18 protein-coding genes, 1 tRNA gene and 1 pseudogene are annotated in these 25128 nt (G+C 60.5%); 1 reads left to right on the top strand and 19 read right to left on the bottom strand.

What is annotated here, in order from left to right; translation table 11 throughout:
• Window positions 1-3: 3 nt before the first annotated feature.
• The 9 genes from C7438_RS06455 to C7438_RS06415 all read right to left on the bottom strand — a co-directional run bounded on the left by C7438_RS06455 (window position 4) and on the right by C7438_RS06415 (window position 15511).
• Window positions 4-2700 (bottom strand): glycoside hydrolase family 31 protein, encoded by a 2697-nt coding sequence (locus tag C7438_RS06455; protein ID WP_121444560.1) that lies wholly within the window; start codon window positions 2698-2700, stop codon window positions 4-6.
• A 72-nt stretch (window positions 2701-2772) separates the two neighbouring features.
• Window positions 2773-3612, bottom strand: a complete 840-nt coding sequence (locus tag C7438_RS06450; protein WP_121444559.1) for a sugar ABC transporter permease — start codon at window positions 3610-3612, stop codon at window positions 2773-2775.
• Window positions 3609-4943 carry a carbohydrate ABC transporter permease gene (locus C7438_RS06445; protein ID WP_121444692.1) on the bottom strand — a complete coding sequence of 445 codons (1335 nt, stop codon included), beginning with the start codon at window positions 4941-4943 and terminating at the stop codon, window positions 3609-3611. The genes C7438_RS06450 and C7438_RS06445 overlap by 4 nt, the downstream gene beginning before the upstream one ends.
• Before the next feature lie 294 nt (window positions 4944-5237).
• On the bottom strand, window positions 5238-6539 hold the full coding sequence (locus C7438_RS06440; RefSeq protein ID WP_121444558.1) for a sugar ABC transporter substrate-binding protein: 1302 nt from the start codon (window positions 6537-6539) through the stop codon (window positions 5238-5240).
• A 337-nt stretch (window positions 6540-6876) separates the two neighbouring features.
• Window positions 6877-8679, bottom strand: a complete 1803-nt coding sequence (locus C7438_RS06435; protein WP_121444557.1) for a glycoside hydrolase family 13 protein — start codon at window positions 8677-8679, stop codon at window positions 6877-6879.
• A 170-nt stretch (window positions 8680-8849) separates the two neighbouring features.
• Window positions 8850-9953, bottom strand: a complete 1104-nt coding sequence (locus tag C7438_RS06430) for a LacI family DNA-binding transcriptional regulator (protein ID WP_289626238.1) — start codon at window positions 9951-9953, stop codon at window positions 8850-8852.
• A gap of 240 nt (window positions 9954-10193) precedes the next feature.
• Complete coding sequence (locus tag C7438_RS06425) at window positions 10194-13265, bottom strand: 5'-nucleotidase C-terminal domain-containing protein (protein ID WP_121444555.1); 3072 nt, start codon at window positions 13263-13265, stop codon at window positions 10194-10196.
• A gap of 236 nt (window positions 13266-13501) precedes the next feature.
• Window positions 13502-14446, bottom strand: a complete 945-nt coding sequence (locus tag C7438_RS06420) for a DMT family transporter (protein WP_121444554.1) — start codon at window positions 14444-14446, stop codon at window positions 13502-13504.
• Between the two features lie 111 nt (window positions 14447-14557).
• The gene (locus C7438_RS06415; RefSeq protein WP_121444553.1) at window positions 14558-15511 is read right to left on the bottom strand and encodes an RluA family pseudouridine synthase; all 954 of its coding nucleotides are present in this window, start codon (window positions 15509-15511) and stop codon (window positions 14558-14560) included.
• A gap of 196 nt (window positions 15512-15707) precedes the next feature.
• On the opposite strand from C7438_RS06415, the gene C7438_RS06410 reads away from it, so the two are divergent.
• A tRNA-Gly gene (locus tag C7438_RS06410) sits at window positions 15708-15781 on the top strand.
• Between the two features lie 151 nt (window positions 15782-15932).
• Here C7438_RS06410 and C7438_RS09565 read toward each other — a convergent pair.
• The 10 genes and pseudogenes from C7438_RS09565 to C7438_RS06370 all read right to left on the bottom strand — a co-directional run.
• Window positions 15933-16064: a hypothetical protein gene (locus tag C7438_RS09565; RefSeq protein WP_289626241.1), complete on the bottom strand. Its 132-nt coding sequence runs from the start codon at window positions 16062-16064 to the stop codon at window positions 15933-15935.
• A 37-nt stretch (window positions 16065-16101) separates the two neighbouring features.
• Window positions 16102-16239, bottom strand: a pseudogene (locus C7438_RS09495) (manganese catalase family protein); the annotation flags it as partial.
• 251 nt (window positions 16240-16490) lie between these two features.
• On the bottom strand, window positions 16491-17192 hold the full coding sequence (locus C7438_RS09715) for an SPASM domain-containing protein (RefSeq protein WP_434963946.1): 702 nt from the start codon (window positions 17190-17192) through the stop codon (window positions 16491-16493).
• A complete protein-coding gene (locus C7438_RS06395) occupies window positions 17173-17646 on the bottom strand; it encodes a ribonucleoside-triphosphate reductase (RefSeq protein ID WP_121444551.1) in 474 nt (157 codons plus the stop codon). Before C7438_RS06395 ends, C7438_RS09715 begins: the two co-directional genes overlap by 20 nt.
• 13 nt (window positions 17647-17659) lie before the next feature.
• Window positions 17660-18427, bottom strand: coding sequence for a hypothetical protein (locus tag C7438_RS09045; RefSeq protein ID WP_147402005.1), 768 nt, complete (start codon window positions 18425-18427; stop codon window positions 17660-17662).
• Window positions 18428-19125: 698 nt separating this feature from the next.
• Window positions 19126-19791, bottom strand: coding sequence for an ABC transporter ATP-binding protein (locus C7438_RS06390; protein WP_121444550.1), 666 nt, complete (start codon window positions 19789-19791; stop codon window positions 19126-19128).
• Between the two features lie 8 nt (window positions 19792-19799).
• Window positions 19800-22013: a stage II sporulation protein M gene (locus C7438_RS06385; RefSeq protein ID WP_121444549.1), complete on the bottom strand. Its 2214-nt coding sequence runs from the start codon at window positions 22011-22013 to the stop codon at window positions 19800-19802.
• A gap of 603 nt (window positions 22014-22616) precedes the next feature.
• The gene (locus C7438_RS06380; RefSeq protein ID WP_121444548.1) at window positions 22617-23312 is read right to left on the bottom strand and encodes a sortase; all 696 of its coding nucleotides are present in this window, start codon (window positions 23310-23312) and stop codon (window positions 22617-22619) included.
• Between the two features lie 97 nt (window positions 23313-23409).
• Window positions 23410-24072: a beta-phosphoglucomutase gene (gene pgmB, locus C7438_RS06375; protein ID WP_121444547.1), complete on the bottom strand. Its 663-nt coding sequence runs from the start codon at window positions 24070-24072 to the stop codon at window positions 23410-23412.
• A 312-nt stretch (window positions 24073-24384) separates the two neighbouring features.
• On the bottom strand, window positions 24385-25128 hold a 744-nt coding region (locus C7438_RS06370), incomplete at its 5' end, for an RNA-guided endonuclease TnpB family protein (protein ID WP_147402004.1).

The raw sequence follows: 25128 nt of genomic DNA, 5'->3' as shown, positions 1-25128 counted from the left end.
CCGTCAGTCATCCGCAAACAAAAGTTCAAGGGCTATGTCTTCGTCTGCGGGGATCTCCCCGAAGTCGATCACCTGCGGCCGAAGGACCTCTTCCTCCGCCCCGGCCCGTCCGACGGGAAGAACGTCGCCGAAGAGGAGTTCCCCCAACGCCTGCCCCGCAGAACGCGCATCGACGTTGGCCGAACGGACGAGCGTCGGCCGACCTTGCGGTCCTACGGCCCAAACCGCCGGTCTTCCCCACCATTCTACCAAAAGCCTTCGGCGGCGCGGGAGGACGTCTGGATGGTCGTGGCGCACGCGGAGCACAAGCTTCGCCCTACGGTACCGAACGCCATCCTCTTCGAGGAAGAGGGGCTCGGCCGCACAGAGGAACACCTCGGTCTCCCGAAAGGCTTCCCGGATTCGATGCGCCGTGGTGGAAAAGTCGTCTTCGTACCAAAAGCCCAAGCGGGCGCACGACGACCCCTCCGGCTCTCCCACGGCCTCCGAAGAAGGGAGCCAAAGTCCCGGCGGAACGACGACGAGACGGAATTCTTCCCAGGGGGATCCGACGCGTTCACCGCGTACCCCGCCCTCCCAGACAGGTACGATGCTCCCTACCCGCAGCCAAAGGGGGATTTTGGCGAGCGGAGTCGATACGCGCACGCGCGTTCCCCCGCGCGCCACCTTCCCCGTCCACACATCGAGCCACGCGGTCCGCGACTCTCCCGGGAGGACGACGTCCACCGCCTCCTGTCCGGGCTCGACCACCGGCCGTACGAAGATCGCCGGACCGACGAGGAAGGAACGGTCCGCGTCCTCCGCAAACGCCCACGACTCCCAAAACGCGGGCCGAAGGAGGGGTACGCCCTCGCCCGCGGTCGACGCCTCGCGGGCGAGGGCGTACCAGTACGGGAGAAGCCCACGGCGAAGGCGGAGGTACGCCCGGACGATGCGGTACGCTTCGTCGCCAAACGCCCAGGGTTCTCTATCCTGAAAGGCGCCGTGCGGGCGAAGGAGCGGTGTGAAGGTACCGAATTGAAACCAGCGCACGTACATCTCCGGGGACGGCGGGTCGCCGAGAAACCCCCCGACGTCGGAATTCCACAGGAAAAACCCCGTGAGCGAGGCGGATATCCCGACGGGAATCTGGGCGGCAAGGTCACTCCACGTCGTCCGCGTGTCGCCGCTCCAAATTCCCACCCCGAAACGCCAGGATCCCGGCCACGCGGAGCGGCTCAGGACGACCGGGCGCGCGTCGGGAAGCGCGCGGGAAAAGGCCGCGAACACGGCTTCGTGCATACGGTACGCAAAGGCGTTGTGGACGAGGGAGGCCGGTCCTTCCCGATGCACGGCGTCCGGAGGGTGGTCTTCGGGTTCGTTGAGATCCGTCCAAATCCCCGCCACGCCCGCTCGCAAAAGGGGCTCGTGCGCCTCCGCCCACAGGTTCCGCGCTCGTGGGTCCGTGAAATCCCAGAGCGCCGCCCGTCCCGACCAAAAGGGGAAGACGTAAGGGGTTCCGTCGGGACGACGGGTGAGGACTCCTTCCCTCAGGCCCACCTCGTAGAGGCGGCTCCCCTCGACGACGTACGGTTCTTCGATGAGCACGACCTCCGTCCCCCGATCGCGTAGGGTGCGAAGGAACTCCTCCGGTCGGGGAAAGGCCTCTTCGTCGAAGCTGAGATCGCCCATGCGACGGAACCAGTACAGGTCGAGAAAGACGGCGTCGAGCCCCAACCCCCTTCGGCGGAACTCCTCCACGAGCGCCTCCACCTCGGCACGCGTGCGGTACCCGTACTTCGACTGGAGGTAGCCGAACAGCCAGAGGGGAGGAAGGGGAGGGGGGCCGAGGAAGCGCACGACGCGGCCGACGAGCTCCGCCAAGCTCGAGCCACTCCAAAGGTAGAGAGGAAGCGCCGCACCCTCCCCTTCGTATACCAAGAGGGTGGGATCGGAGGCCCCTAGGTCGAGGTGTCCCCGTGCGGGATGATCTGCAAAAAACCCCATCCCGCGCGACGTGTAGACGAGGGGGAAGGCGAGATGCGACGGTCCCGGGAGATGGTCGTGGTAGATGGGGATGCGTCGACCCCTGAGGTCGAGCGTGGGGTTCTCTTCGGGCTTGAGCTCCCCGACCCCGAAGACGCGTTCCTGCCGGTCTAAGGCAAAGGCGATGCGTACGTCCGCGCGGCGGATCGAAGGCGGCATCGCGAGTTCTCCCGCGAGTAAGGGAAATCCCGAAGCAAGGGAGAACAGGGCAAAAGCGAGGTCGTCCGGATCTCCTTCGGGAACCGCCAAGGCGAGGAGCGCATCGCCGTTTTGGAGGTAGAGGGGAAATTCTCCGAGCCGCGGAACCTGCCGTCGTGCTTCCTCGTGCCACGGACAGGTGCGCCCGAGTCCCAAAACCGTAAGGGCGGATGTCGCCGCGGGCAAGCTCGGAGAGGGTGGACGGAACACGAGGCGTAGGGACTCCCCCTCCGACGGAGGAAGCCCTCCCTCGCCTTCCTCCAAGAGGGTCGGAACCGGTGCCGCCGTCCCGCGGGGTGGGGCTTCCAGAGACCACGCCCTGCGGTGACGAAACACGAGGCGGAACATCCCGTCTGTCGCGCCGGTGACCTCGAGGACGTAGGAACCCCGGAAAACTACGACTCCGGCAAGCGCGCGTTCCCCGTATCCCGGAGAGCTCGCCTTTCGTTCTCTCGATTTCCCTTGGGTAGGGTGCATGCCGAGTACCTCCTGAGCTTGCGGTGCTGGCGAAGAGAAAAGGAGCGAAAACGCCCCTCTCCGAACGGGAACTCACGTCTTGTTCGCCCCGGCGGTAAGCCCTTCGATCAAAAATCTCTGAAGGAAGAACGAAAGGAGGGTGATCGGCAGGGCGATGATCACCGCCCCGGCGGCAAACGTCGTAAACTCCGTATTTCCCCGACCCGTTACCATTTCAAAGAGGCCGAGGGCCAACGTCTTGTTTGCCGTAGAGCGAAGGACGATGCGGGCGAGGATGAAGTCCATCCACGGTCCGATGAAGTTCGTGAGGGCGACGAACGTGAGGATGGGAAAGGTGAGGGGAAGCGTCACGTGGAAGAAGACCTGGGTGTGCGAAGCCCCGTCGAGGAAGGCGGCCTCTTCGATGCTTCGGGGGATCCCGTCGAGGTACCCCTTGGCGAGCCACGTTCCGTAGGGAACCGCGCCGCCGGCGTACACGAGGATCAATCCCCAAAGCGTATCCAAAAGCCCAACGTGGAGGAGCAGGACGTAGATCGCTACCATACCCATGAACCCAGGGAACATCTGAAGGATGAGCATAGCGAGCAGACCCGACCGACGACCAGGGAAGCGAAAGCGCGAAAAGGCGTAGGCCGAGGTGATCACGAGGAAGGTGGAAAGGAGCATGTTTCCCGTGGCGACCTTGAGCGTGTTCCGAAACCAGCGCGGGAAATCCGTCTTCGTAAAGAGGTACTCGTAGTGCTCGAGGGAAAGGCGGTCCGGGAAGAACGTCGTGGAGAGGAGCGTCTTTCCGGGGTTCAAGGAGCTCATCACGATCCAAAAGATGGGAACGAGTACCGCAAAGGCGGTGATGAGGAGGATCGCGTAGATCAAGGCCGCTTGGACGAGTCGCGAGAACCGCACGGAGGTCATGCGAGCTCCTCCTCTCGAAAGGCCCGGGTGTTTCGGAAGTTCACAAGCGAGATTCCCGCGACGAAGAGGAAGATGAGCAACGAGACCGCCGAAGCCATGTTGAACTGGCTCTGTTCGAGCGTGAGCTTGTAAATCCAGCTGATCAAGATGTCCGTGTGCCCCGCAAAGGAGTAGTTCGGGTTGGCGGGCCCTCCCGAGGTGAGGAGATAGATCACGTTGAAGTTGTTGAAGTTAAAGGCAAAGGACATGATGAGGAGCGGCCCCGTGGCGCGGAAGACGAGCGGCAGGGTGACGTGGCGGAAGGCCTGCCACCCCCGGGCGCCGTCGACGGCGGCGGCCTCGTAGAGCTCCCGGTCGATGCCCGTAAGCACGCCGGACATGAGCATCATCCAGTACGGAAACCCCAGCCAGAGGTTCACGAGGAGAACGGAGACCTTGGCCCAAAAGGGATCCGAAAGCCAAGGAATAGAGGGAAGCCCCACGGAAACGAGAAACCGGTTGAGCGGACCGAACTGCTGGTTTAAGAAGTTCCGAAAAATGAGGAGGGACACGAACTGCGGAAAGGCCCAAGGAAGGATGTAGAGGGTGCGCCAGAAGCGCTTCCCCCTGACCACTTTCGATCCGAGGAGTACGGCGTACCCGAGTCCCAAGAAATACGTGCTCAACGTCGCTAGGGTAGCCCAGACGACGTTCCACCAGAGGATCCCCCAGAAGGTCCGGCTCCACGTGGAGAGCTGAAAGAGGTTCCGGAAAGTCTCCAACCCCACCCAGTTCACGAGCGAACGGGGTGGGAGGTGGTAAGGACTCGAGTAATTCGTAAAGGCGATGAGGACGCCGAAGACGAGGGGAAGGACGATCGTAAAGAGGACGAAGAGCACGGGAACCGCGAGCAGAAGGAAGGGATAGCCGCGATCGAGGAAAATGCGGATTTCCTCCCGCAACGTCGGAGGCCTGCGCCCTTCATCCCGGAGCGCCCCGGTTCGGTAGGCGTCCCAAACGTTCCCCGCATACAAAAGGAGGAAGAGGGCGAAGACGAAAAGGGCGAGCAGACCTTCGATGAGGAGAAAGATCGAGTGGTCTCCCGCGACGACGATTCGGCCGCCCTGACGGATCTGCGGCGTCTCCCCGAGCGTGACGAGTCCCCACATTGCGTGGCGAAACGGTGCCCACCCCAAAACGAGCGCCGCGAGCTCTCCGGCAAAGAGGACGGCTCCCTTTGCGAACTGGCCGTTGTACATCTGGCCGAAGCCCATCCCGAGAACCGACAAGACCGCCGCACGCCGGGCGTGAAGCCGCACGGGACGTGAAGCGGAGCTCGCTGCGACGTGCATCGTCCATCCCTCCGTTTCGCGTGTTCCGTTTTTCCGCTCTCCTCCCCGACCTGACGACCGAAGGATTTCCCGTACGTTCTCCCGGCGGGAGGAAACCTCCGCAGCGCGCACGGCGGTCCGTTCTCCATCTCGTCGCGGAAACCGAAAGGGCGTCGGCACGGGGCCTACGGAAGAAAGGGCGGGAGCGGCGACCCGCCGCCCCGCCCCCGCGTACACCCGAACATGGAAAACCCTACGGCTCCTCGCATTCCCACGCTCGGTGCGTCGCCCCGACGCACACCCCTCGTCACCTTGTCACCTTCCGGACGATTGCGCCTGAACGGCGTCTCGGATCTGCTTCACCGCCGCGTCGAGCGCCTGCTTTACGTTTGCGTTATCGTTCCAGATGGTCGTCAGCGCCGAAGACATGGGGGTCCACACGGCGCTCATCTGCGGGATGTTCGGCATGGGCACGGCGTACTGTGCCTGCTCGAGGAATCCCCGGACCGCCTCGTTCCCCTGGATTTCGGGGTTTTGCAAGAGCGAAGCGCGTGCGGGGAGCATCCCCGTCATCTCGTAGAGCTTGAGGAGCATCTCCTCGCTCGTCGCAAACTGCGCGAAGAGCGCCGCTGCCTTCGGGTACTTCGTGTAGGCGTTCACGTAGAGGGCGCGAATCCCCGAAAAGCTCGTGGGGTGATTGCCGTTGTCGAGAAGGGGAAGCGGTGCTACGCCGAAGTTCACGTTGGCCTTCCGGTAGTCGTCCACCGCCCACGGCCCGTTCACGTTGTACATGAGTTTCCCGGACTTGAAGAGCCCTTCCTTGGCGTCGTAGGTCACGTCCTCGACCTTGAGGGGAAGGACTTCGCGGTGGATGCGCTGGAGGAACTCGCCGGCCTTTACGGAGCCTTCGTTGTTGAGACCGATGTCCGCGGGGTTCGTGTTGTGGTCGCCGAAGACGTACCCCCCGTATCCGCCGAAAAAGGCGTACGCGAAGTAGAAGTTCGCCGGCTCCATCATGAACCCGTAGGTGTTCTTCTGAACGTCGGTGTGCGCCTTAGCCTGCGCGAGGAGCTCGTCCCAAGTCTTGGGAACTTCTTTGACGAGGTCCTTGTTGTAGATGAGCGCGTACGTCTCGATCGCCGTCGGGTAGCCCCAGAGCTTGCCCTCGTAGGTGGTTCCCTGAATTGTCGCCGGAAGGAAATCCTTGGCGTAGTCCGGAGGCGCGGCATTTTCCTCGATCAGCCCGCCGGCGACGAGTTCGCCCAGGTGGTCGTGCGGCGCCGCAAACACGTCCGCACCCAAACCCGCTGGCCCATCCGTCTTGAGCTTGCCTGGGGTGTCGACGTGCGAGACCTCTTCATACGTCACGGGCACGCCGTAGCGCTTGGAAAATTCCTCCGCAACGTACTTCGCCCACTCACCGACGGCTCCGCCGGATTCCCAGAAGAGGAGCTGTGCCCCCGGCTCCGGTTGAAGTTCTCCCGCCTGCGGCGCCTCTGCCGTAGGTCCTGCAGTCCCTCCTTGAGGGGCCGTCGTCCCGCCCTTCCCCGCGCACCCGGCGAGGACGAGCAACGCAGACAACGCAAGCACGGAGAAAGCGCTTACAACGCGTCTCACCTTCGCTACCCCCTTCTCGATCGCCTCACGTCCGCACCCTCCGGGAAAGTCTTCCCCGTTTTTTCCTCGTTAGCCGTGTCGGAGGTACGTCGGCCCCCGCGAGCCGGCTCGACGTACCGAGACGATTTCGGCACGCAAAGGCGCGGCCTCCCCTTCCTCCGTAGGGCGGTATTTGGGTTCCCGGGCAGTGCAAACGTTTTCATTACCAAGTATACGGAGCGTCGTCTCCCGCGTCAAGAACCTCCAAAATTTTCCCCGCTCCTCGAGAACCCGTGCGGTGCCCTCGGGCTGTGGTGGTACACGGAAGGGCCGGGGGCACCGGTGAACGGGTTCGCGATCACCCGTCCTCCGATACAAGCCATAGTCGGCCGAAGGGAGAAAGCTCGAGCTCCAAGCCGGGGTCGCGCAGGCGAACCTCCCCTTCTCCCAGAAACTCCCGACCCGCCGCCGCGAGGTGGACGACCTCGTCCCGCGAAATCCCGTATCGCCGAAAGGCACGCCAGGAAATTCGGAGCCGGACGTCGCGGGGAGAACGCGTCCAGGCAAAGAGACCGCTCCACGACCCCCCTCGGCGGTAGACGACGATCGCCTCCGCGAGGTCGTCGGCAGCGACGACGGCGAAGCTTCCCGCACCCGCCTGCGGGAGTTTCCTCCGGAGGTGCACGAGGCGGCGGACGTCAGCCCTAAGGGCGAGGTCCTGTTCCGCGGGATCCCACGGGTACGTCCGTCGGTTGTCGGGATCGTCGCCCCCTTCGAGACCTACTTCGCTTCCGTAGTACAGAAGGGGCATGCCGGGCAAGGCCATCTGAAGAAAGACGGCGAGGCGAAAGAGGCGGCGGTCGCCGCGCACCAAAGTGAGGAACCGCTTCGTGTCGTGGCTTTCCACGAGATTCCAAAGGGCGGGCCACACACCGGACGGATACCGAAAATAGGCGTCGAGAAGGTGGCGGGCAAATTCGCTTGCGGACAGCCCACCTTCGGCGAGAAAGGCCACGGCGAGTTCCCGGAAGCGGTAGTGCGTGACGCCGTCGAAGACGTCCCCGCGAAGCCAGGGAAGGGCGTCGTGCCAGATTTCGCCCACGAGGAGGGCGTCGGGCCGAACCGCCTTGACCCGCCGGCGAAACTCTCGCCAAAAGGACGTGGGAACTTCGTTGGCCACGTCGAGACGCCAACCGTCGATCCCGAACTCGCGAACCCAATTCTCTCCGACGCGGAGGAAGTACTCCCGCGCCTCGGGGTGAAGCAGGTTGAGCTTGGGCATCGACCACACGCCCGTCGCAAAGGTCTCGTACCGGGGTACACCGTCCTCTACGGGAAACTCTCCGGGAAACCAGAACCACCCCGCATACGGAGAACTCCGCCCGCGGCGGAGGACGTCGCGAAAGGCGAAAAAGCGCTCTCCGGCGTGGTTGAACACGCCGTCCAGGAGAATCCGCATCCCGCGGGCGTGCGCCGCGTCGACGAGGGCGCGAAGCGCTTCGTTTCCCCCGAGGCGGGGATCGACCTGCAGGTAGTCCTCCGTGTCGTAGCGGTGGTTGGACGGAGCGGTGAAGATCGGCGTGAGGTAGATGAGGTTTACCCCGAGATCGGCGAGGACGTCGAGCTTTTCCCGAATTCCCACGAGATCTCCACCGAAGAAGCTCTCAGGCGTCGGCGGGCTCCCCCACGCCGCGCGCCCGCGAGGCGCGCCCTCGAAGCCGCCGGATGCGACGGCAAACCGATCGGGAAAGATCTGGTATGCGACGGCATCGGCCGCCCACGCAGGGGGAGACGGAACGTCTTCGGCGTACACGTAGGGGACCTGGAAGACTCCGGCTTCGCGCCGCGAAGGGGAAATCCCCGCCTCCCCAAACCAGATCCCCTTACCGCCTATTTCGACGTAAAACGCGTAGCGAAAGCGGCGCGTAGACAGCGGAAGGTCCGTCTCCCACCACACACCGAACATCCCTTCGCCTGCAAAGCGCATGGGGACGAGCCGGTCCTCGTCCTGCGGGGCGTAGCGATCGCCGAAGAGGACGGCCGCACGCCGTACCCCATGCGGCGTCTTCAGGCGTACGCGGAGCACGGTCTCCGAGACGGGAAACGCGGTAGGCGGGTAAGGCGCGTGGCGAAACCCCGACCACGTCTTCCGCGTCGACACGAAAAATCCCTCCTTCCCGTGTATTCTGCGTCTTGCGCGCCCGTTTCCATTTCCGAGGTAACGCCTGTCTTCAGAAGAATCCCCCGCCCGGGGAACCCCAAGTCGAAAACACCGCCGAACGGCACAGCATGGGGTACAGCCGTCGACGGCTGCCGAACCACCCCGGCGCCTCAGGGCGCTTGCGGGCGCTCAAACTCGGAGGCGTCCTCCGAAGCGACCTTCTCCGCGCTGTCCCGGGAACTTCCCGTAACCGGTTTCGGGGCGTACGGACCGCAGGCTACGGACGAGCGCTCCACAAGCCGCGTAGGAACGAGCTCGCCGCGTGGCTCCCCCCCGTCCAAGAGTTCGAAGAGGAGTTGTGCGGCGAGAAACCCGAGTTCGTAAATCCCGATGTTGACGGAGTGGAGGGGCGGCGTGCTCAACCGGGCGAGAAAGGTGTCGTTAAAGGAAACCAGAGAGACGTCCCGCGGAACCTCGAGGCCGCGCACGCGCGCCTGCGCGAGGACGCCAAGGGCCATGAGATCGTCGGCGACGACGAAGGCGGTGGGCCGGCGCTCCCTGGCGAGAATCCGTTCCACCTCGCGGTACGCCTCGCTTTCCGTAAAGTCGGCGTGCCCGACGATCTCCGCCTGTTCGGGAATCCGCGCCCGGCGCAAGGCGCGGCGGTAGCCTTCCAACCGATCGCGGGTGACGGTATATTCGGGCGATCCGCCGAGGAAGGCGATTTCCCGGTGGCCGCGGGCGATCAAGTACGCGGTCGCCGCCTCTGCGGCGGCGACGTTGTCGTTGTCTACGTAGGCGATTTCCCGCGTCGGCGGCCTCCCGATCATGACCACAGGGACCCGCAATTCGACGAGGCGGGGAATGAGGGGGTCGTCCCGGCGCGACTCGAGGAGGATCACCCCGTCCACCTGTCTTCCGCGCACGGCCCGCGTTACGTTGTCCCGCTTTTCCGCGTCGTCCTCCCCCGTTACGAGGAGCATCGCGTACTTCCGCCCCGCCAAACCCGCCACGATTCCGCGAAGTACCTCGGGGAAAAAGGGATTGAGAAAGGCTCCGTCGCGCGACCGCGGGAGGATCACCGCAGCGGCTTCGGCGCGCTTTACGACGAGCGAGCGCGCCTGAAGGTTGGGGTGGTAGCCGAGTTCTTCGGCGACCTTGAGCACCCGTTCCCGCGTGGCCTGGCTGATCCGCGGGTTTCCCGATAGGACGCGCGAGACCGTAGACGGCGAAACGCCCGCGATGCGGGCGATCTCCTTGATCGTCACCTCCACCTCTCCCCGCACCTCCCACCGGCGACCTCGTTGCGTTGGCTTTCATTGTACACGAAGGCGAACCCCCTCCCCAAACCGCGCGAGAAAATCCGTACAAAGCGGGAACCGGTGGGAAAAGGCCGGGAAAAAGCGGACGAGGGGAGGGAAATTTCCCTCCCCGCGCCGAACGGTTGGAGACGTACAGCCCCTCGGCTTTTGAAAAACCCGCCGCCTTGGGATCGAAGGCTTCCCTGTCGGGCCCTACTTCCCCCCCGCAAAAAATGAAAACCACGGGGCCACAGGTACAAAGAGCCGGGCGAAAATCAGACGGAAGGACTCCATGAACCGGGCGAGAAGGCGGTCTAGGAGGTGGGCCACCCGCTCGCGCGGGCCTTCCTGCGGAGGAGGAGATTGGTCCGGAGGCGCTGCGGGAGGAGGAAGAACCCCCGCATCCAAGTCGCCTCCGGGAACCTCCTTAGGAGGCGACTCTTCGACGGGCGGAGCGGGTGGAGCGGGAACTTCCGCGGATCGACGGACGAAGTCCTCCGCACCGCGGGGCTTGAGTTGGTACGTCCCGTTGTACACCGAGGCGATCCCGACGACGTCCAGCACGTCTCCTTCCCGAAAGCCGAGCCCCTCGGTAAAGCGGGTGTAGTCGAGACCCGTGCGGCTGTCCACGCGCACGAGAACGCCCGCGCCGGAAGCGCCCGCGGCGAGGAATTCGAAGCTACCGTACTTGTTCGCCTGCCGCAGGTTCTCGATGCGCACGCCTTCGAGCCGGACGAGCTCCCCCTGATGGGCGGCGAGATCCTCTGGCGTCGGTGCGACAACGCGGGCCGCAGGAAGGGGAGCCCCCCGGCGTACGAGTGTCACGCGCACGGGATCGGCGATCTCGAGCTCGCCGTTGTACACCTTGGTCCGCCCCACGACCTCTACCTCGTCGCCGGGACCGAAGTCTTCGTCATTCGTCTGGTACACGTAGATGCCGCCCGTATCGTCCTGAAGGTAAAAGCCCTTCCCGCCCCAGGCGCCCAAGGGAGTGGTTACCACGCCGCGCGTGCGGACCAACGTCCCCTCCGGCGCTTCCCGCACGGCGCGCACGCTCACGAGGTCGGGTTCTTCGGCGCCCACCCGAACCTCGATGCGGATTCTCCCTTCCTTGTCCGCGTCCACGCTTCCCCGGGTATCCATGAGGTGGCGTGCGTACTCTTCGAGCGCTTGGGTCACGAGGCCCACCATCGTAAAGCGAATCTCTCCCAAGCGTGGGAAGGGGTAGCCGGAACCTCCCGTGCCGATGTAGTCCGGGACGACGACGCGGTAGATCCTATCCGGATCTACGGGTTTCCCACCGACTTCCATGTGCACGTCCAAGAGGTTCCCCTGTGCGTCGGTCACCAGGGTGTAGTGCATCCCGGACACCTGAAGGTCCACGGTGTTCCGGCCGTCGCGCGTGTACGAGTAGCGGAGGATTTCCTCCAACGCGCGCCCGGGAAGGTCGATCACGGTGAGTTGGTTGGCAAACGGCTCGATGCGGTACAAGTCGCCTCGGGTGATCGGACCGGGGGCGAGGTCTCCGCGAATCCCTCCGCCGTTCATAAAGGCGATGTCCGGCGCCGGATCGAGGTCCCGCAGGTAAAAGCGCATGGCGTCCGTCCAGAAGTTCCCGAGCGGGGTGTCCCCGCGCGTCTTCCCTGCTTGGGAAAGGCCGCGTTGAGAGGTGCCGACGACCTCCTCGAGAAAGGAGCGTACGTCCGCCGTGGCACGGTCTACGATTTCCTGGATCCGTGGATCCGCCTCCGTGAGGGAAGCCAAGGGGACGAGTTCGCCGTCTACGTGGATGACGCGTCGCGCCCCGGGATCTACGGTGAGCACCGTGTGGCCGACGTTTTCCAGATGCGCCCCCGTCTGGACGATAGGAACCCCGTTTACCCAGACGGGCTTGTCCAAGCGCGTATGGCTATGCGCCCCGGCGATGAGGTCGAATACGGGACCGAAGTGTTCGGCGAGGAGGCGGTCGTCGGGGTAGCCGACGTGCGTTGCGAGAATGAGGACGTCTACACGGTCGCGGAGCCAGAGGTAGCGTTCGATGGCGGGAATGTACGGTTCAAATTCCAGTCCGACGACGTTTTTGGGCGCCGTGGCCGGGGGAGCTTGGGTCACGGCGAGGACGCCTACGGTAAGGCGGGACGTCTCCCGGCCGAAGTCGCGGTCGTGGTCGCCAGGATTTCCCACGATCCGCTCGACGCGCCCCGCCGAATCCCAGCGGAAGACGACGTACGGCACAAAGGGAGTGAGGGGTGTCGCCGCCGGATCTGCGACGTGTACGTTGGCGGCAAGCCAAGGGTAGGTCGACTCTGCACGCCGCGCTTGGGTTTCCTCTGGACCGTAGTCGAAGTCGTGGTTCCCGACGACCATGGCGTCGAGACCAACGGCATTCATGAGTTCGACCATGGGTTTCCCCTTCGGGAGGTCGACGACGGCGTCGCCGCTGAACTGGTCGCCGATGTCGAGGAAGAGGGTATACGGCTCGTGTGCCCGCACGTCCTGCACGTAGCGGGCGAGCTTCGCAAAGTCCCCGATTTTGGCGTGAATGTCATTCGTGTGGATGAGGTGGAGCTTCACGGGGTGGTCCCCGTTCCCGCCGGAAGGAGGCGATGCCCCTCCTTCATCGGGAGCCGTGGGGTCTCTCGGAGGGACGTCTTGACCGTCACCCGGAGGGCCAAAGGAAGGTGGATTCTCCCCTGGCGCGCCGGTGTAGACAGCAAATTCCGCGACGTTGATGCGCACCTTTCCGTCCGTAGAGCCGTCCGTCTTGAGCACGCGGAAACGCACGAATCCTTCTAGGTCGAGGGAAAACGAGGCGAGGGCGAGGTCGGGGCCGCTCGCGACCTCTTCGCCGAGCGCCCGCCACGTCTCGCCTTTGTCCGGAGAATACTCGAGGCGCCAGCGTCCTCCTTGATCGGATCCGTACATCGCGTGGAGGACGTCCACGCGCACGCGCCCGCGCGCGTCCACGTCAAAACGCATCTCGAGCTTGCCGGAATTGCGGATCCGGACGGACCGTTCTCCGACCCGCTTGTCCTTTTGCGTTCCGTCGGGATTGTCGTCCTTCCCCAGGAGGGCGTCGTCTAAATACCACGTCCCAGAGTCCAAACGAACCTCGCCCGCAGCGTACTTTCCCTTCGTCGCCCCACCGAAGTCCTCGGAAAAGAGGCGAACGAGCCCTCCCTCCTCCGGGGCGGGGGACTGTGCCCACGCTGCCGGGGCAAGGGAAGTCCACACGTACACCAAAAGCGCAAAGAATGCGGCAAACCGGGGGATGCGGCCGTTCACCCGTTTCCCTCCTCTCGAAGCATCTGAAAAACCTTCCTCCGCACCTCGCCATCCTACCAAGCACGTGTAAACCCCCCGTGAACGGGGGGTTAACCTTTTGTAAAGTTTGGCGTAAGTCTGTTCACGTGCCGGAAGGCCGGTTCGCCGGGCGGAGCTGGTTTCTCCGCAGAGCTTCGAGCGGAAAAACCGGAAAAAGGTGACGGCCGGACCCTTTCCGAGGGTCTCGCCTCGTGCGCCTACTCCTTCCCCTCGCTGCCCGTCCCCCCATCTTCGATTAGCGAGGCGTTCGGCAAGGCGGCACTTTCCCACACGGAAAAGAAGACGCCCAAAAGGATCATCGCCACCCCCACCCAGCCGCAGGTCCCCACGGGTTCACCCACGAGCACGATGGCGAGCAGGGTGCCTGCGGGCAACTCGGTAGCGGAAAGGAGCGTGGTGAGCGTCGCCCCGACGCGCGGTGCGCCGTAGGCCATGAGGAGGGGCGGAAAGACCTGCCCCGCCACCCCTTGAAAGAGGAGGAGGGTCACGTTTCGGACGTCGAGGGGCGTCGCAAACACCTCTTCGGGAAAGAACACCAGAAGAATCGGCAGTGCCGTCAAGAATCCCGTCGTGATGAGGACGCGCCCCCGCGTCCACACGTCTACGAAGTCGCCGCGACGGGAAAGCCCAAAGAGAAACACGGCGTACCCGAGGGCAGAGAAGAGCCCAAGGACCACGCCCATGAGTTGACCAGATTCGGGGCGAAAATTCCACACCTCTAGGGCGATGGCGGCACCCCCGAGCACCGAGGCCGCCGCCGCGAGCTTCCGAAGATCCCAACGCGCCTTGCCGAATGCGACGTCGAGGAGGAGCCCGATCCAGAGGTACTGAAAGAGGAGGATGAGCCCTTGCGAAGCGGGGATCCAGCGTAAAGCCGAAGTATACAGGAGGGTCACTCCGGCCACGCCTACGATTCCCAAAAGAACATAGGGGACGACCGCCCGAATCCCTCCGGGAACCTGCCAGGGGTAGCGGCGGGGACCAAAAACCCAGAGGAATAGCGCGCCAACCCCGAGCTGGGCGAGCGTCACGTCTGCGAACGTCGCCCCACCTTCGTAGGAAAGGCGCACGAGCGGGCTCAACGCCCCGTAGAGGGATGCGGCGAGAACGACGGCGAAAGCCCCCCGAAGGTGTTCGTTCACCGCGAAATCTCCTTTCGCTTCGACGGATCGTTCGACGCATCGAGGACTCCTAGTTTTTCCAAAGGAAACGCGGACCGGCCGCGCGCCGGCCCCCAACAGTGTACCGTACGATTACATCGTTTCGGAACGCAAAAGTTCCGTGAGCCGCCGGATGTCTTCCGGAACCGGTGCACGGAATGCCTTAGGCTCTCCCGTAAAGGGGTGCAGGAATTCGAGGGATTCGGCATGCAAAGCCTGCCGCGAAATACCGACGCGCGGTCCGCCGTACAGGCGATCCCCCCAAATGGGGTGGCCCAAGGCCGAGAGGTGCACACGGATTTGGTGCGTCCTTCCGGTTTCCGGCACCGCTTCGACGAGCGACGCCCGTTCCCCCAACGCCTCGCGTACGCGCACGACCGTACGGGCGAAGAGGCCACGCGCGTCGACGGCGATCTTTCCGTCGCGCCCGGGTCGCCGCGAAAGGGGGAGCTCTATGGTCTGTTCGGCGGGATCGGGAACGCCGGAAACCACCGCCAGATACGTCTTCCGCACCGCACTCGCGCGAAAGAGAGCGTCCAACCGGGCATGCGCCCAGGCATGTTTGGCAAAGACGATTACGCCTGAGGTGTCCCGATCGAGGCGGTGCACCGGCCGCACGCGGGAACGGAGGCCGATCGTCGCAAAGTGGTGGGCCACAGCGGCCGCGAGCGTCCCCCGCATCCCCGGACGAATCGGGTGTACGAGAATCCCCGGAGGTTTGTCCACGACGAGGTAGTGGTCGTCCTCGTAGAGGATCCGCAGGGGGATGTCTTCAGGGTCGACTCCGTATTCCTCGAAAGGAAAAAGTCGTACCGCGATCTCCTCTCCCGGACGGATGCGCAGGGCAGAGGATATTCGCGCCTTCCCCCTACGCAATCCTCCGCTCTGGACGAGGCGCTGAATCTGTCTTCCGGACAAATGTAAGACGCGACGCAGCACCTCGTCCAGTCGATCGCCTTCGCGGAGGTCCTCCTCTTCAATACGCACCACAAGCCAGCGCTCGTCGCGTGTAAATTTTCCCCCGACCCTCGACTCTCCTTCTGTCATCTTCCCTCCCCCTCACGATGCGATGTCCCCGGATCTACGGCGACATCTTATATGAGGTATTCTATACGGAACAACCCGAAAGAAATATCGGAAACCGTCGGACACGGGCACCTCGCACGGCAAAGAAGGGCGTCGCCTGAGAAGGAAGGGGCCCCCTTGACAACGAACGGCCCGCGTAGTATATTTATCGTCGCACGCGGGTGTAGTTCAATGGTAGAACACCAGCTTCCCAAGCTGGAAACGCGGGTTCGATTCCCGTCACCCGCTCCATTCCCCAAGCCGAGAAAAGCGCCGTACATCGGCGTTTTTTTATTTGGGCGGAATCAAACTAGGGACACTCCTGCCAGGAATTGGGCAAAACAAACAAGCCGGCTTACGGCCGGCTCAGAGCGTGTAGGGCGTGACGGGGCTCCGCCGCGGACTACGTCTGTTTTTTCTTCAACAGGAACTGGATCATCTCAGCGAGCGCTTCGGGGTCGTATTTCGGCGCAAAGCTCTCCGGAAGATCCGGGAGCTCGGGGATGGGTCCGCCGGGAGGCGGGCCTTCCTTCACGATGAGTGCCCCGCCATCCGGATGCTCGCCGCGCCAGGCGGAAATTAAACGACTGGATCGTATAGTTCATGAGTGTCGACATCTCACCAAAGCGCCCGCCGAAAAGTTCCTGAACAGCGGCAGCGGCGTTCGGGTCCGGCTCCCACACCTTCGGAAGTTCGATCTTTTCGTTCACTCGCCTCCTCGACTCCGTCTTCTGCGCTAAGTTTTTAGGTTTGACGGAATTTACAATCAGGATAGCATGAAAAAATGACCGGTCAACGGGACACTTGGCTTGGGCCATATGGCCAAAACGAAACCGAGTCAGCGCCCCAAAATGAACTAGCGCCGTTCGGGCCCAGAAGCACATGAAATCCCGGACCAAGGTTGAGCTCGATCTCGTGCAGCACGGTTCGAGATCTGTATCCTACCGTGACCGAGCGGACCTCAAGCATTGGGGAGCTTCACCTTCCGTTCCGCCACAGCCTTGAGCTGAAGCGGGATCACGTCGCTCATGAGGACGTCCTTCATCAGCACTTCGTCCCGATGCTCGATCAGGTACTGAATCGCCTGATCCCGGTACCGGGTGAACAGCACCTGGCAGACGTGGCAGAAGCTCGTGTAGTGGCCCGAGACACCGATCCTATCCAGAATCCGCTTAGGTCCGAGGATGTGAATCCACCAGTACATGAGGTTATGGCGAGCGGCCTCAATTAATTCGGGCAAGGGAACCTCCTCGATCAATTCGGGCAGGGAAACCTCGAGCAGGTTGCCGATTGTGAGGTTGCTGTGTTCGAACATGGACTGACCACAGCAGACCTTCACGCTGCCGTCGGGATGGATGGAGATGGTCTTCACTACCTCTGGGCACAGGATATTGGTTTTATCCACCAGCTCATAGATGCCTCCACCTGGAAGAACCGCCCGGTGCCCGATCCCGCGAGAAGCGGTGTGGGGATACAAGGATCTCCGGCGAGTCGAACGCGCCTTCCGCACCCTCAAGTATAGATGCCAGCCAACACCCCTGGCTTGAGGACAGAGACCCCAAACTGGTCCTCGACGCTGCCATAGACAACGCCCACCCGTCACGTAGTCAAGGCTGTTTTTGCATTTCGAGATATCTCGAAGGCTATTCCATTGTAATAACATTTTCTAGTTTTTTCATAAACTGATCGATAAGTTTAAACGTCTCGTCGTCCCTGATCCTTGGGTTTATATGCTCAGCACATTTCAAGTAACTTTTTAAGGCCTGAACATAATCTCGCGCAAACTTAATTTTGTCATATAAAATGCTTTCTTCTGCTTCGTCGGTAGATATATCAACAAGATCAATTCTAATTTTATCGTTCAAAGAAGTGATAACACAATCGTAAATAGAACCAAAGCCTAAAACTTTAAAGGAATAATTTCCATTAATTTTCAGCATTTTAGCAAGCTGATCTGCAATGTAAATTAACGCCGAACTGTGGGCTGTAGCAACTTCAAAAGTAAGTTGTTCTGATCCATTATTAATTATCATGTGCATCTCGCTACTGAAAAAACCACGAAAATAACCTGATCTTAGGTCTTCTTCCCAATCATAAAGCAAAATCTTGATAGACATGTAACACACCTCCTTATTTTTTTCTAAAAACACTTGTACCCTTGGTTGGAAAAGAAGTACGAATTATTCCGTTGCTATCAACGACCGTAAGCATTTCACTGATTCCATACTTATTTAGTCTATACAAATACACTACTATGGCGCCATCTCTTTGTTTCTTGAAAACACTACCTTTCTCCACGCTCTCTATGATTAAATTTTTAATCTGCACTTCTCCCATATGCTTTGGAAACAGTGACTTTCCAGGTTTTCCAATGATATGATTTTCTACAATGTGCTTCCATCCTTCTTTTGAATTACCTTCCATCAAAACGGCTTTACGGTTGTATTTTAATACATTGCCCATCTTAGATAAAGCATCAACCATTTCTCCTTTGCCGTATTTTTTTAGTAACGCATATAACTTTCCGGCTTTCGTCACTTTCCCCGCGGGAAAGAGTGAAATCAAAGAAAGAATTTTGTCCGTATTGCTGACATTGGGATTAAAAAGGGCGCGAATATCATCGAGTACCAGAAAGTTAAGCCCTGCTTCGGCGGCTTCAAGCGCAAAGCTCCCCGCCTTTTTTAACCATTCCACCGGCTGCTGTAACCAGATTCTTACAGTATTCACCCAAGAATTCGAGGTATTCTGCTTGGCTGCGAAAAGTTGCTTTGCTTCTCGGGAAATTTCTAAACGATCCTGACTTGCTGTCGCTGACTTTGTGCTTCCTTTAGAAATTGCAATAGCATTGCTGTAAGCAGCTGAAACGGTCTGGACATTTGTTTTAGAAGAGGAGAACAAAGAGCCACCGCTTGTCTACAAAGTTACGGCCATTTTTTATTCTCCTTTCTCCCTTGGAATGCATGTAACCTCCCAATTGTATGTTATCAACAGCGGTAATATCCCGTAAAGTGGTGTTAAATAACATTTTGTGTATATTTTGTGTCAAAAAGTGTGACGAAATTGGTGTGTGTCAACGTTCGGTAAGCAAAGACCTCACTGGCACCGGTTCTCTTCACCACAACCGTTACTCCGCTCGGGCCAACTCACGCAGCATCTGTTTGACCCGCGGCCGGTCTCTGTAGAGCCTTTCAGTGCCGACAAATGGATCTCAAGCCTTCCCCGGCCACTCGAGCCAGTTGCCGGGTCCATGCTTCATGCCGATTCATCCGTCGTGCCACATGGTGAAACACTTGCCCTCGATCGCTCCCACCGCCACGCCTTCGGCCGCTTCACCATCCTGGCCCCGCCAAACTAACATCGAAAGATCCTTATGTCTCTCTGTTTACTTAGCTTACCAAAGACAAGTCATGGTTAGCGCCGTAAATGGCGTCGCCGCTCCATGGCACCAACGATGAAGATACCGGCGATAAGCAGTTCGACGACGTAAGGCGACGTAATCCCGTAGAACTTCAAAATAAGCGCGATCACGATGAACGGGACGTATAACAAGAAGGAAACGAAGAGACTTTTCATGATGTCCATTCTCCTTTCTGAATTCACTCTCGGGTAGAAGAAGCGTCAGATCGCGTGAAAGTTCGTATATCGATGACGCGGTCCATCCGAAGGGCCTCCGGCGGCCGATGCGCGACAAGCACGCACGCGCCCGGGTTCATCTCGATGAAGGAAATGAGCGCCTCGATGCTTTGCTGATCGAGCGCGTTGAATGGCTCATCCAAAAGACAAAGCGAGGCGCGGCGGGCGAGGATGAGAGACAGGAAGAGCTTCCGACGCATGCCGCGGGAGTACCGTCCCACTGGCTTTGTGATCTCGGCCAGCCCGAATCGCCGGAGCAGATCCAGCACATCGCTTCGGTACGTCGGCTGAACCGTCCAGAGCGCCCGAAACACCTCGATGTGCTCCTCGGCCGTAAGCTCGTCGAAAAGATAATCTTCATCCGGCGCATAGGCGATCTCGGGACGAATTTCCTGTAGGCGAACCGGCTTCCCCGCCCAGAATGCCTGATAGCGAGGGCGGTAGGACTCAAGCAGACCAGCCAGCAGATTCAGGAGCGTCGTCTTGCCGGCCCCGTTCGGCCCAACGAGAAGAATTTTTTCTCCCTGAGCGATCTCAAAGTTCAGTCCGTCAAAAAGCGGCGGACTTCCGTCGGTCGTGTAAGAAAAGACAAGATCCCGAAGAACAAGCAGATGACGCTGTCCTGACATGCCTTCCCTCACCCCCGAGAAGAAACATACGCTTCCACGAACGCTGCCACGGTGAGAAGGATCGCCCCGAGCAAGAGAGCCCACGCGACTTCCTGAAGCCAAGTTCTAAGAAGCTCACCGGAGATCCTTCCCTCTCGCCGAATGGATCGGAGTACACGCAATCCAGTGAAGGAAGCGCCGGCGATGAGGCTTACAGCCGCGATCTCTAAAAAAGCATGGGGCAAAATCTTCCGGAACACCAACTCCCAGCCGACAGCGTCCACCGCGATGCGCACGCTCCCCCCGAGCACAAAGCCTTGGAAGAGGAGAACGAGGAGCGCACCAAAGCCAAAGCTCACCAGTCCCAAAGCAAAGAGCAAAAGTGCCACCCGAGCATTGTTGAAGAGGATCGTTTCCCATGAGAGAGAAGGAGATACAATCGAACCGAAAGCGCCGATGATCTCTCCCAAACCGCCGCTAACTGCAAACCCTCCCACGACTCCAATCCCAAAGACGAAAAGCGACGCCCCGGTCGCCGAAAGCCAGAATGAAAGCGACGCCCACTTTTCCCGTTCCGGGGTAACCCCAAAGGCCTCCCGGTACCGGGTCATCAAAAACAGCGTCCAGATCCCAAAGAAGGCCAATCCGTAAACGAGCCACCCCGCACCCCGAACAAGCCCGAACATGGCGACGATCAGGCTTCCGAGGATCGAAGCATAGACGAGCACTCTTTGGGGGTAGTCAACAACGATTTGGAACATATGCTCTTCAATACGCTCTTCCTCCGGTGGACGAAGGCGAAACTCTTTCAATTGAAATGCCAGCAAAAACCTCCGATACGGAAATGATGCGGCCAAGAACACGGCGCCCTTGAGAAAAATGTGAAATACTAACGCGGCAACTACTCCGAGGATTACCGTATGAACCCCGAGAAAAATGAACGCCACAGTCCCCAGAATCACGAGCGGCACTCCGGCGATGCGCCGCACGAGGCATGAGAGAAGTTCCATCTTGCTCCGCAAAAACGTCTCCAGCCGCTCCACTCCGAGAAGATGATAAAGTGGAAGACGACGAAGATCAGAGCGATAGTAGAAGACATCCTGAAAATAAAACTGAATTTCATCGGCCACGCTTCGCAAAGCAAAGAAAAAAACAATGAAGAACAAAAACGCACGCGCATACGGGTTGTGGGCCAGCTGAAGGACCGGCAAGACAAAGGCCAAAGCGGCAACAAAACCCGTCGGTACTCCCCACATCCACCAGGGATGAGCGAGCCGGTCCTGACGACGAAGCAGCCGGAGCCGGTCCAAAACGAACGCTCCCTCGAGCCGATGCGAGCTCCTCTCTACCGACAAGCATCGTTCAACGATCAGGCGCGGCATCCGAAATGTCTTTACAGCGGGCTCGATCTGAAATCGCGTGGAATAAAAGACGGCAAGAAGCACCAGTCCCGGGACGAAGAGAAGCGCCCCGATCCACATCGGCCCCTCCACAAACGCCGTCACGGCGGAAGGTGAAAGAGAAAACGCTTCAAGGAAGCGCCTCACTTCGGAGCGAACGGCCGCCTCGGCCGCAAGCCACGTCTCGAGCGAAATCCCCCGATGCAGCGTAACCCCTCGGATGATTTCAAGGAAACGGGCAGTCAAAACCCCTATCCCATAAGCAAAAAGGCCAACGATTCCCCGTTCCAGGATGCCTTTGAGTACCGCCCGCAGCGTTTGAAGCCCTGCGGTTTCTCCCAGCCCCCGCGTCGCCCGATGCATGTAGGCAGCAAGGGCCAACGCATCACCGAGCATCATGAGCGGGATGGCCCGCATCCCCATGACGCTCATCGACCCGACCATAAAAGGGAGGCGGCGGGGAAGATGATACAGCCAGCGGGCCGCAACGTCCACCCACAGCACGCTGCGGTAAAGCGATTCATCGCTGGTCCGGCTCATACGATAAAAAGAAAAATTATATTCTCTTTGCAATATATCCGGACGTATTGAAATAGCTGAAAAAAGAAAGGTATAGGTATAAAAAACAAGGAGTGCCGTCCCCGCTACGCCCGGCCCCCACCCATCGCTCGCACGAATCACCAAAAAAAGAACCAGCGCGCTACTCATGAGAACCTCAATTACACGATAGAAAAGGTGAAATAAAGGTTTATCTGCCAAGTAAGGGGAAAAAGCTTTCAAAAAATGAGGGATAGATCGGCGCTCCATTCGCAAAAACTGTAAAATAACTATTTTAATGTTCATATTCCAGGTTACCGCCTTGTTTTAACAAAACGGCGGCAATTATTACTTATTTTTGCGTTAATCTTAACTATTTATACAAAGGATCCTACCCAATCGCCGAGCACCTCCGCGATCTCCTCATCCGCCGCCAGGAACGCCGGTTCCTGGCCTAGGACTCGCTTCTCTGAGGGGCTTCCCACGACCCTCCCTCCTGCGCCGTTCAATCTCCCGTTTCGTTCACTCGCCTCCTCGACTTCGTCTCCTGCGCTAAGCTTTTGGGTTTGGCGAAATCCCGAATCAGGGTAACTCCGGCATTGAGGTAAAGATAGCACAGGTACGAATATCCCGTCAATAAATCCCAAGGTTGACCTATGCAACAAAATTGACACATACCCAGTGCACCCAACCCGTTACGGCTTTGCCGCGCCCACGCCGCTTTGTCCGAAAGAGGGATTCTTCACCCCTCGAAAGCCGTACAACTGCCGCTGCCCCTCTTCAAGCAGGGGCGCAAGTTGATCTATCCTCCCCTGCCCGAAGTAGTTTAGGGAGCGCTAAGCTCTTTTCCCAAGTAGGGGAAGCTTCCCTCTCAGACGGGAATCCGCCGGAGTTTTTGCTTTGACCGAACTACCTCCCGTCGGTCGTCGGGCACTCTCCTGCCCCGTAGGTGCGAACGAGTTCTCCGCGGACGATCAGTCGGTCGGGACGAACGGCTCCTTTGGGCGTACACGTCACAAGCGTGACGACCGTCTTGCCCGGCACGGGATCGAGTACCCAACCTTCCGTGTCCTTTACCACGCGCACGTCGAATACGCGGTACGCGAAGGCGCCCTCGCGGGTAAACACGAGGAACGAATCCCCTACCGCGTATTCCTCGAGGCGGTTGAATACCGCCGCGTAGAGCGCCGTCGCGTGCCCCGCAAGGCCAACGTTGATTCCTTCCTCGTCCCACCTACCGCTCCACGTGCGAAGGGTCTCCCACGGGATGATGCCCGCGGCGGTCTGGAGCTTTTCCGCTTCTCGAATCGTCGCCGCCTTGCGAATTGGAATGAGTTCCTTCGTCTTGGTGAGGTAGAGGGCGGCAACGACGCCCGGCGTGTTGAGGTTTTCCTGGAGCTTGGGCGGGAGGGTGAGGCACGGGGGAGAACCCACGTCTCCGGTAAGCGCCCCTGCGGGAACCTCCCTTTCCACTTCGTCTGCCGCCTCGCGCCAGGGCGCAAGCTCGCGCGCGCCTAACCACTTCGCCACAGCAGCGTACCCGAGGACGAGCACTCCTACGACGATGAGACCTACGCCGACGACGCGGCGTACCCTCCCCTTCATCTTCTGTCCCTCCTCAAGCAATCTCTACTGCCCACACGGCTTCTTTCCGTAAGGGCAGGGACATCCGCAAAATCGCCAATCTCTCCACCGAACGTGTTCAGGGCGCGGCGGAATCTACCAACGCCTTGAGGCGAGCTACGGTGAGTTCGCGCAAGTCCGAAACCACGAGATCTGCTCCGGGGAGTTCTTCCGGTCGACCAACCCCGACGACGCGTGCTCCTGCGCGGCGGGCGGCCTCTACTCCGGATGCCGCATCCTCGACGACGACTCCGTCCTGCGGGAAAACGCCGAGCCGACGGAAAGCCTCGAGGAAGATCGTCGGGTCCGGCTTTGCCCGAAGCACCGCATTCCCATCGACGACGACGGAAAAGCGCTTCGCCAATCCGGTGCGCTCGAGCACCAAGCGCGCATTCTTGCTCGAAGAAGCCACTGCCACGGGAACCCTATAGAAGGCAAGTCCGTCGAGAAGCTCGACGACTCCGGGAAGCACGTCGCGCGGAGTTAGATGTTCGAGGCTTTCCACGTACCACCGATTTTTCCGCTCGGCAAGGCGTTCTCGCTCCGCAGGCCCCACTTCCGTCCGCCCACCCCACTCGAGGATACGGTCGAGGGAGTCCATGCGGTTCAGACCCCGAAGCGAACGGAGAAACTCCTCGGAAAGGGAGATCCCGAGTTCCCCGGCGAGGCGCCTCCATGCCTCGGCGTGGAGTTTCGCCGTATCTACGAGGACGCCGTCCAAATCGAAAACAACCGCCCACAAGTTTCCCGTACCCCCGGAGCAAGTCGAATCCTCAGCTAGGCACCCGGACCTATTGTCGCAAAAAATTCCCGGGGAGGAACACCACGGAATCTTTGCCCGCGAGGTATACGAGATCTATCCAATTCGCTACCCCGAAGGAGGCTAAGGGTATCCCACCGAAGGACAGGCGATGGTACCGTTCCGCAACACATGGGCAAATGCCCCGAGTGCTTCCTGCTTCCACGAGGAGGTGCTCGTAGACCGGATTTCCCGTTCCGCCGCATAGCTCCTCTCCACAGGCGTAACTTCCCGCGGAACTCGCGGTAGGGCAGTCTACGCGCCGACTGCCAGGGCAAATTTGAGCAGGTTCTTCGCCGCGTTTTCGTCTCGGTCGTGGCGTGTGCCGCACACCGGACACGTCCACGCTCGGACAGAAAGCGGAAGCTCAGAAAGTACGGACCCGCAGACAGAACACGTCTTCGACGTCGGCTCAAAGCGGTTTACCTTCACCATCCGCACTCCCCGAAGCTTGGCTTTCGCCTCGAGGAGCGTCCGGAAGGTGCTCCAGCCGACGTCGGCAATGTGCCGGGCAAGGCGGTCATTTTTGAGCATGCCGGCGACGTTTAGATCTTCAATCGCGATCACCGGATGCGTCCGGACGAGTTCGGTCGTGAGCTTGTGGAGGAAGTCCAACCGGATGTTTTGAACCCGGCGGTGGAGTCTGGCAAGTTCAAGGCGCGCCTTTTCGTAGTTCTTCGTGCGCTCTACAAGTTTTCCGTTTCGGTCTCGTTTGCCGCGTCGCGAGAGTTTCCGTTGCTCGCGCTTTAGCTTCTTAAGTATCTTCTGAAGTATCTTCTGAAGCGGCTTCGGCGCGCCAAGTTTCCAGATGTTCCCCGCCTCATTGGCCAGCGTGAGAAAACTCTCAAGCCCCACATCGACTCCCGCCGCCGGCCCTTTTGGTGGAGTAGGGTCGGGCACTTCCTCTTCTACCGTGAGGCTCACGAACCACCGGTCGGCTTCACGGCTTACGGTGGCGTGAAGAATGCGGCCTTGGGGAAGATAAGTGCGCATTCGGCC

The sequence above is a fragment of the Brockia lithotrophica genome (assembly GCF_003633725.1).
In the GTDB taxonomy this organism is placed as follows: Bacteria; Bacillota; Bacilli; order Thermicanales; family DSM-22653; genus Brockia; species Brockia lithotrophica.
The sequence above is the reverse complement of the archived record's forward strand: the minus strand, read 5'-3'. Positions and strand labels throughout refer to the sequence as shown.

What these genes read in the sequence shown, in the direction of transcription:
- C7438_RS06455 (WP_121444560.1), bottom strand. Translation starts at nt 2,700, where the DNA reads ATGCACCCTACCCAAGGGAAATCGAGAGAACGAAAGGCGAGCTCTCCG.
- C7438_RS06450 (WP_121444559.1), bottom strand. Translation starts at nt 3,612, where the DNA reads ATGACCTCCGTGCGGTTCTCGCGACTCGTCCAAGCGGCCTTGATCTAC.
- C7438_RS06445 (WP_121444692.1), bottom strand. Translation starts at nt 4,943, where the DNA reads ATGCACGTCGCAGCGAGCTCCGCTTCACGTCCCGTGCGGCTTCACGCC.
- C7438_RS06415 (WP_121444553.1), bottom strand. Translation starts at nt 15,511, where the DNA reads ATGACAGAAGGAGAGTCGAGGGTCGGGGGAAAATTTACACGCGACGAG.
- C7438_RS09715 (WP_434963946.1), bottom strand. Translation starts at nt 17,192, where the DNA reads ATGTTATTACAATGGAATAGCCTTCGAGATATCTCGAAATGCAAAAAC.
- C7438_RS06395 (WP_121444551.1), bottom strand. Translation starts at nt 17,646, where the DNA reads ATGTCTATCAAGATTTTGCTTTATGATTGGGAAGAAGACCTAAGATCA.
- C7438_RS06390 (WP_121444550.1), bottom strand. Translation starts at nt 19,791, where the DNA reads ATGTCAGGACAGCGTCATCTGCTTGTTCTTCGGGATCTTGTCTTTTCT.
- C7438_RS06385 (WP_121444549.1), bottom strand. Translation starts at nt 22,013, where the DNA reads ATGAACATTAAAATAGTTATTTTACAGTTTTTGCGAATGGAGCGCCGA.
- C7438_RS06380 (WP_121444548.1), bottom strand. Translation starts at nt 23,312, where the DNA reads ATGAAGGGGAGGGTACGCCGCGTCGTCGGCGTAGGTCTCATCGTCGTA.